The organism is Beijerinckia sp. L45 (genome assembly GCF_009765775.1).
Classification (GTDB): domain Bacteria; phylum Pseudomonadota; class Alphaproteobacteria; order Rhizobiales; family Beijerinckiaceae; genus RH-AL1.
Genome location: NZ_LMUU01000217.1, coordinates 2343 through 10439, shown reverse-complemented (window position 1 = coordinate 10439; position 8097 = coordinate 2343). Strand labels below are relative to the sequence as shown.

The following is an 8097-nucleotide window of genomic DNA, read 5'->3' as shown; positions in this document are numbered from 1 at the left end:
AGCACGTATTTACGCCCCAAGAACGTCCGCATCCGGCCTTCGAAGGCTTCGTTGAACCGCCCGGTCGTCAGCCAGAAGTCCAGCGATGATTCGACGAGCGACTGCAGCTCCGGCGCGCCGAAAACCTTGCCCGATACCGGAATGAACGATGTTCCCGGCGCGAAGTCGCGCGTCTTGTGCGCCAATTCGGCATAGCGCCCAACCATTGCAAGGATCTGATCCTTGAGCGCGCGCGCCTCCTCGGCCGGGCCGAGCTTGTCCTCGATATCAGCCACTTATCGACTCCACGGCGTTGCGCAGCCCCGCCCGATCCCGACCGCACCGATGCTGTTAACAGCACTCAATTGCTCCGAACCGTCCGATTCGGGTTGGAGCACGAATGCTGCAGCGCCGCCACCCGTGGATTGTGGCATCAGCGGCAGGCCGGCCCATGGCCCCCTACACGTCCAGAACAAGGGTCGCACCCTTCCCGGCCCGCGAACAGCAGACGGTGATCGCGCTGTTGCCGGCCTTGTCGGCTTCCGACAGGAAGAGGTCGCGATGGTCGACCTCGCCTTCGAGCACACGGGTCACGCAGGTGCCACAGACGCCCTGCTCGCAGGACACGGCGACCTCGATCCCATTCTTGGCAAGTACCTGTGCGATGCTGCGATCGGCCGGGATTTCGACCGTCAGGCCGCTTCGCGCCGCAACGACGGTGAACGGATCACCTTTGCGGTCAACATCGGCGGTGAAATGTTCGCGGTGGATGCGCGACGTATCCCACTGCAGCGACTCAGCTGCGGCGATCACGCCGTCCTGCAGCCGCGACGGCCCGCAGACGTAGACGTGGGCGGCCGGCTCCGCCGCCAGAACGGCGACCGCATCGAAGCGCGGTGTGGCCGCTTCGGCGCCGAGATGAACGTGCAGCCGATTGCCCAGCGGACCCCGTTCGAGCGCATCGAGAAACGGTGCGGTCTGCCGGTTGTGCGCGCAATAATGAAACGAGAAGTCGGCGCCCTGCCCCTGCAGCGTGTGCGCCATCGCGAGCAGCGGCGTGACCCCGATGCCGCCGGCGATCAGAACGTGGCGCGGCGCCTCCGCCAGGGCAAAGTGATTGCGCGGCCGCGTGATGCGGACGCGGCGCCCGACGTGGAAAGCGTCGTGGATGGTCTGCGAGCCACCGCGCGACGCCGCCTCGAGCAGCACGGCGATCGTGTAGCGACTGCGATCGCCAGGATCGCTGCAAAGCGAATATTGCCGGACGATCCCGGTCGCCACATGCATGTCGATATGCGCGCCCGCTTCGAACGGCGGCAATTCACCCTTCTCGGCGACGAGTTCGAGCGACACGACGCGTTCGGCCTCGCGGGTCACCTTGTCGATGACGACCTGGATCGTGCCGGTCGCGCCGGGTCCGCGCAGCATGAGGCCAGACTTGCCCGGCGCCCGGACGGGCTCGGGCGTGCGACGGATCTCGTCCTCGCCGTTCTGCCGCAGCAGATCGAGCAGGCGCTTGCGCATGATGATGCCCGGCCGGTCGGACGCCATGTGGCTCTCGATCTTCGTCGAGAGGTCGAGCGTGGCATCGGGATCGGTGCTTTCGAGAACATCCTTATCCTCGTTGGTGATCTTCAGATCCCACGCGATGAGCTTTGCCGTCGAACAATCCTCTTCGCGGTCGTTGCGGTAGAGGAGCTGCATCAGCTGGATGTGCTCGTCGTCGATCGGCGTCGCCGAGTTGATGATGATGTGGCGGACGCCGCTCGGATATTCCATGTCCATCCGCCGGCAGAACGGCAGATACCAATGGTTCTCCATCTTGCGCTGGGTGAACGGATTGCGGTCGCCCGTGACCTCGTGCGCTTCCGGCGGATTGACGATGTCGACGGTGGACGCGGCGTAGAACCCGTAGTCCGTCTCGATCACGTCGTAGCTTTTCGGTTTCGGCTGCGCCGCATTACCGAACGTGCCCGCATGCACGAAGGCGAAATGCGCGTTGTCGAAGGAGTTCTCCATCATCCGCATCGGCGCGGTCTTCCAGGTATCGTAAAACTGGAAGATGCGGCGGAAGGCGGGGTCGCGATCCTCCGGAATGTCGAAGAGATCCTCGATCGGTTCCTCGATCGAGACCCAGACATAGCCGTAGCGGGCCATGCAGAAGTAGGCGTCGACCTTGACGTTCGGCAGCGGCTGATCGGCGTCGTACTGCGGCACGCGGACGAGAGCGCCGCTGCCGTCATAGGTCCAGCCGTGATAGCCGCAGACGATGTTGCCCTTCTCGCACCAGCCTTTGGAGAGGCGCGCGGTGCGATGGCAGCAGCGATCGCGCAGCGCCTTCGGCTCGCCGGTCTCATCGAGAAACAGGACGATTTCGATGCCCATCAGCTTGAAGGGCTTTGGCCCGTCGGCGAGCTCGTGAACCGGCATGACGGCATGCCAGAATTTGCGGAAGAGATTTTGCTGTGTGGTCAACATCGTTGTTGCTCCAACGATTGTCGCGCCCGGCCACCATGACTGCGCGAAGATTTGTATTCCGGGTTAACTTGGCCGGGCGTTCATCGCCCGTCCTCCATCGCGCTATCGTGCCAGCCGAGCAGCAAATTGCTCAGCAGGGCCATGCAGGCCGACAGAAGCACGCCGGTCACCGTGATCAGCACGAGCGCCGCGAACATCCTGGGTATATCGAGCTGAAAGCTCGATTGCAGGATCTCGTAGGCGAGGCCGGCACTGCGGCCGCCGGTGCCGGCGACGAATTCCGCGACCACCGCGCCGATCAGCGCAAGCCCGCTGGAAATGCGCAGGCCGGCGAGAAAGAACGGCAGGGCGCTGGGAATGCGCAGCCGCCACAGCACTTGCCAGCGCGACGCCTTGTTCATCTTGAAATAGCTGAGCAGGCCGGGGTCGACGCTGCGGAGGCCGATCGTGGTGTTGGAGATGATCGGGAAGATCGCGATCACCGTCGCGCACAAAGTCAGCGACCAGAACGTGTCCTTGACCAGGATGATGATCAGCGGCGCCACCGCGACGATGGGCGTGACCTGGAGCATGATCGCATAGGGAAACAGGCTGACCTCGATCACCCGGCTCTGCACGAAGAGGAACGCCGTCAACGTGCCGATAATGGCCGCCAGCGCGAAGGCCAGCAGCGTCACCTTCATCGTGCTGAGAAGCGCCCACAGCAACGTCGGCAGGTTCTCGACGAGGCTGGCGGCAATGTCGGTCGGCGCTGGGAACAGAAACGGCGGGATGTGGCGCAGCACGCAGAAGGCCTGCCAGACGATGAGCACGAAAATTCCGACGAGGAGCGGCGCGAGCGCGTTGCGGACCCAGGCCCGTTCGATCAGCGGCGTCATGCCGGCACCGAGCGGCTGGCGACCGAGGCCGCGTGGAGCAGCCCCGAGAGTTCGCGACAGCGCACCGCGAACCGGTCGCTGAGGCGAAAGCTTTCGCCGCGCGGCTGCGGCTCGTCGATCGTGTACTCCGCGAAGATGCGGCCGGGCTGCGCCGCCATCACGATGACCCGCGTCGAGAGGAAAACCGCCTCATAGACCGAGTGCGTGACGAAGACCGTCGTCAGCCTGCGTTCGTGGGAGAGCGCCAGCAGATCTTCGTCGAGGCGGTTGCGGCTGAATTCGTCCAGCGCCCCGAACGGTTCGTCCATCAAGAGGAGATCCGGGTCGGTCACGAGCGCACGGGCAATGGAGACCCGCATCCGCATGCCACCGGAGAGCTGACGCGGCATCGCGCCCGCTCGGTCGCCGAGTTCGACCTGCGCCAGGGCCGTCCCGACGCGGGCGACCGCCTCGCCACGCGGGACGCCGGCGAGATCGAGCGGCAGACGCACGTTGGTCGCCACGTTCGCCCAGGGCATCAGCGTCGGCTCCTGGAACACGAAAGCGAGACGCCGCCCGGCCCGGCCGACCTTGTCGAACGCCCCGCGCCACCACAGGATGCGGCCTTCGCTCGGCTCGTAGAGATGGGCGATCAGCTTGAGCAGCGTGCTCTTCCCGCATCCCGACGGCCCGATCAGGCTAACGAACTCGCCCGGCGCGATCGTCAGGCTGATCGGCGCGACCCCCCGATTTCCATCCGCGAACAGCTTGTCCGCCGACAGCAGCTCGACGACCGGCACCGCGCCGGCAGGTGCTGCGGTCGGGGACGCGAGAGGCAAGCGGAGATCCATCAATCAGGCAGGCAGTATGTTCAGCCCGTCGACGAATTGCGTCGTAAAGGCCTTGGTCCATGCGGTGTCGGGCGAGAGGATCTTGCCGTTCACCATGAAGTCGTAGGTTTGCTTCCAGCGCTCCGCCGTGATCACGCCGATGCCCTTGGTCTTGGCGTCGCCGGATCCCACCACGTCATGCGCCTTCATCCAGTCGACGGCATAGGCGATGCGCGCGTCGGTGATCTTCGGGTTGGCCGCCTTGATCAGGGCGTTGCCCGGCGCCGGATCCTTGAGATAGTCGCGCCAGCCGAGCAGCGAGGCGCGGACGAAAGCCTTCACCGCCTCGGGATTGGTCTGCACCAGGCTCTGCGTCGTCACCATCGTCGAACCGTAGGGCGGATAGCCTTCGTCGGCAAAGAGGAAAAACTTGACCTTGCCGCCCTGGGCCTTCGCCTCGAACGGCTCGGAGGACGGATAGGCCTGCACCGCGGCCTGTGGGTCGAGCAGGAACGGCTGCAGGTTGAACGTATAGGCGGCGACCTGTTCGTCGGTGAACCCGAAGCGCTCACGCAGCCAAGGCCAGAACGTCGTGTGCGAGGTGCTGGCGATGAAGATCTTGTGGGCCTTCAGATCGGCGATGCTGCAGACGTCCTCGTGCGTCATCACGCCCTGCAGATCGTGCTGGAACGAGGCGGCGACGGTCACCACCGGCAATTTCTTCTCGATCGCCTTCATCACCTGGATATCGTAGCCCATGATGATGTCGGCGTTGCCGGCGGTCAGGAGCTGCAGCCCGTTGATCTGCGGGCCGCCCATGTCGATCGTGACATCGAGGCCTTCCTTGGCGTAGAGGCCGGTCGCCAACGCCTGATAGAAGCCGCCGTGCTCGGCTTGCGCGAACCAGCTTGTCAGAAAGCGGATCTTGGTCGTCGCGGCACGTGCCGCACGCGGGCGCATCAGGACCGCGCCGGCCGCCAAAGACGCGCCGCCGATGAGGGTTTGCCGCCGTGTCGTCGCTGTCATAACCATCCGTCTCCCCTTGAACAGGGCGATAGAAGCGAAATGAGTGCCATTTTGGAAGCGGCAAAAAGAGCGTAGTCTGCTCTCTTTTACGTATCGGTCTCGAGGCCTCCTTGTTGCATTCGCGGATGCTCCTCTATCTCGACGAAGTGGCACGCGCGGGCTCGATCCGCCGGGCCGCCGACCGGCTCGGCATCGCCGCCTCCTCGATCAACCGCCAGATCCTGGCGCTGGAGGTCGAGTTCGGCGTGCAACTGTTCGAGCGACTGCCGCGGCGGATGCGGCTCACCGTGGCAGGCGAACTGCTGATCGTCCACATTCGAAAAACCCTGAGCGACCACGCGGTGCTGCGCTCGCGCTTCATCGACCTGCAGGGTCAGCGCCGGGGCTTGGTGCGCATCGCGACGATGGGCGGTCTCGCGAACACTTTGATGCCGCCACTCGTCAGCTGGATGCGGGTCAACCATCCCTACGTAAAACTGATCATCCGCGCGATGCCGCTCGACGGCCTGGTGAGCGCGATGATCAATGCCGAGGCCGACCTCGGACTCGGCTACCAGCTGCCGTCCGACCCGAAACTACGGGTGCTGGCGCGCACGGTCTCGCGCATCGGCGCGGTGATGGCACCGGGTCATCCCCTCGCCCTGCAGCGCGCGGGCGCAAGCGTCGCGCTCGCCGATTGCCTCGGCTATCCCATGGTCATCCCGGATCGCTCGATCACCATCGGCGCCTTCCTCGCCGAGGCATTCGAACGCTCGATGATCGGGCTGGAAACGATCGCCGAGACCAATTCGGTGGAGCTGCTGAAGCGCTCGGTCACGCTGGGCGAGACCATCGCCTTTCTCAGCGAGATCGAGACGGAGGTCGAGACGCGGCGCGGCGAGCTGGTGTTCTTGCCGCTGCGCGATGCCGGTCTTCAGCACCAGGAACTGCGGCTTGTCGCGCGGCGGACGGCCCCGCTCGACCCGACCCAGAGCCGTGTCGCCGAAGAGCTCCGGCGCATGCTCGTCGCCGCGGAAGTGAAAGCCTAGACGGCGATCAGGTTTCTTCCACGACCGCGACGATGTCGCCGCCGCGCAGGACGCGCCCTGGCGCCACGCGGATCTCGCGCACCCGGCCGGACGTCAGCGCACTGACCGCGACCTCCATCTTCATGGATTCCAGGATGGCGACAGTCTGGCCGGCGGCTATGCTTTCCCCTTCCGCCACCAGGATCTTCCACACGCTGCCCGGCACCGTCGTCGCGACCGCGACGCAGCCTGCGGGGATGACGCCGTCCTCGGCCGCCGGGTCCCCCTCGTCGACGACGAACGTATCGTGCCCATCGGCCTTCCAACGGGCGCGTTCGGCTTCGTAGGCCGTCTGCTGTCGGAGCTTCGCGGCCGTGATCTCCGGCGCGGTGGCAGCAAGCGTTGCCGCGTGCTCGGCATAATCGAAGCGCCCCTCCTCGATCCGTACGGGATAGGCGCCGTGCGGAAACGCGGCACGGGCCTCCGCGAGCTCTTCGGGGGCGACGGGAAAGAAGCGGATGCGATCGAACGGGCGCAGCAGCCAAGGCGTCCCCGGCTGAAATACCGGCGTCGTCCGCCAGGTGTTCCACATCTGAATCGTGCGGCCGAAGAGCTGGTAGCCGCCCGGCCCCTCCATCCCGTAAATGCACATGTAAGCGCCCCCGATGCCGACGGCATTTTCCGGCGTCCAGGTTCGCGCCGGATTGTACTTGGTGGTGACCAGACGATGCCGGGGATCGACGGGAGTCGCCACCGGCGCGCCGAGGTAGACGTCGCCGAGGCCCAGCACGAGATAGCTGGCCTCGAAGATGATGCGCTGCACCGCCGCCTCGTCCTCCAGTCCGTTGATGCGCCGGATGAACTCGATGTTGGAGGGGCACCACGGCGCGTCGGGACGCACCAGTTCCTGATACTTGCGCATCGCGAGCGCCGCCTGCGGGTCGTTCCACGACAGCGGGAGATACACGATGCGGCTCGGCACGGTCACCGCCTCGGCTGGCGGCAAGGTTTGTTCGATCTCCCGAAGGAGCCCCAGCAGGCGCGCCCGAGGCAACCTCGCGCCGTCGTAATGGATCTGCAGCGAGCGAATGCCCGGTGTCAGATCGATAAGACCGGGAAGGCGGGCGGCGGAAACCGCCTCGGCGAGAAGGTGGACGCGGAGCCGCAGCGCGATGTCGAGCGTCATCGCCCCGTATTCGACGAGGAGATTGTCGTCGCCTTGTCGCCGATAAACCACGGCCACCGGTCCGGCCTCGTCGCGCCCGACGATGGCGGAGCCGGGATCGGGCACCGGGCGCCGAATCGCCGGCGCGCCAGCCCGGGCGCTCGCGAGCGTCGGTCCGGCAGCGGGGTCGTCCGGGCGCGCCACCGGGACGAACCGGACCTGATCGCCAGGCTTCAGCTGGCCCATCTTCCATTGCTCGTCGCGCGCGATCACGGCGGGACAGACGAAGCCGCCGAGGCTCGGGCCGTCCGGTCCCAGCAGGATCGGCATGTCGCCGGTAAAATCGATGGAGCCGACGGCATAGGCGTTGTCGTGAAGATTGGAGGGGTGCAGCCCCGCCTCGCCGCCGTCCCGCCGCGCCCAGCGCGGTGTCGGCCCCACGAGGCGCACGCCGCTCCGGGCCGAATTGAAATGAACCTCGTAAGACGCGGAGAACAGGTCGGCGATATCGGCGTCCTGAAAGAAGTCCGGGGCGCCATGCGGGCCGTAAACGACGCCGATCGCCCAGTCGTGCGTCAGTGGCGCCGGCGCGGCATCGTCGAGCGCCTCCGGCCCCGGCAGGTCGGCAAAATGCAACACGTCGCCGGCTTTCAGCACGCCGGTGGCGTGACCGCCGAAGGCGCCGAGCGCGAAGGTCGCGCGCGACCCCAGCACGACGGGCGCCGCAAAACCGCCGCGCACCGCAAGGTACGCTC

At 66.0% G+C, this 8097-nt stretch carries 6 protein-coding genes and 1 pseudogene; 1 reads left to right on the top strand and 6 read right to left on the bottom strand.

Translation table 11 applies throughout. The features are described from left to right. The 5 genes and pseudogenes from GSQ79_RS23440 to GSQ79_RS23415 form a co-directional block, all read right to left on the bottom strand. A pseudogene (locus tag GSQ79_RS23440) lies at positions 1–275 on the bottom strand (hypothetical protein); the annotation flags it as partial. Positions 276–438: 163 nt separating this feature from the next. After that, positions 439–2457 carry a Rieske 2Fe-2S domain-containing protein gene (locus GSQ79_RS29135; protein WP_210253191.1) on the bottom strand — a complete coding sequence of 673 codons (2019 nt, stop codon included), beginning with the start codon at positions 2455–2457 and terminating at the stop codon, positions 439–441. An 80-nt stretch (positions 2458–2537) separates the two neighbouring features. Then, the gene (locus tag GSQ79_RS23425) at positions 2538–3335 is read right to left on the bottom strand and encodes an ABC transporter permease (RefSeq protein WP_158811192.1); all 798 of its coding nucleotides are present in this window, start codon (positions 3333–3335) and stop codon (positions 2538–2540) included. After that, the gene (locus tag GSQ79_RS23420; protein WP_246725530.1) at positions 3332–4153 is read right to left on the bottom strand and encodes an ABC transporter ATP-binding protein; all 822 of its coding nucleotides are present in this window, start codon (positions 4151–4153) and stop codon (positions 3332–3334) included. The genes GSQ79_RS23425 and GSQ79_RS23420 overlap by 4 nt, the downstream gene beginning before the upstream one ends. A gap of 15 nt (positions 4154–4168) precedes the next feature. Further along, positions 4169–5176 carry an ABC transporter substrate-binding protein gene (locus GSQ79_RS23415; protein ID WP_158811190.1) on the bottom strand — a complete coding sequence of 336 codons (1008 nt, stop codon included), beginning with the start codon at positions 5174–5176 and terminating at the stop codon, positions 4169–4171. Positions 5177–5280: 104 nt separating this feature from the next. On the opposite strand from GSQ79_RS23415, the gene GSQ79_RS23410 reads away from it, so the two are divergent. Next, the gene (locus GSQ79_RS23410) at positions 5281–6198 is read left to right on the top strand and encodes a LysR family transcriptional regulator (protein WP_158811189.1); all 918 of its coding nucleotides are present in this window, start codon (positions 5281–5283) and stop codon (positions 6196–6198) included. Positions 6199–6205: 7 nt separating this feature from the next. Here GSQ79_RS23410 and GSQ79_RS29830 read toward each other — a convergent pair. Beyond that, the coding region (locus GSQ79_RS29830; protein ID WP_246725529.1) for a carboxyltransferase domain-containing protein at positions 6206–8097 on the bottom strand (1892 nt) is incomplete at its 5' end.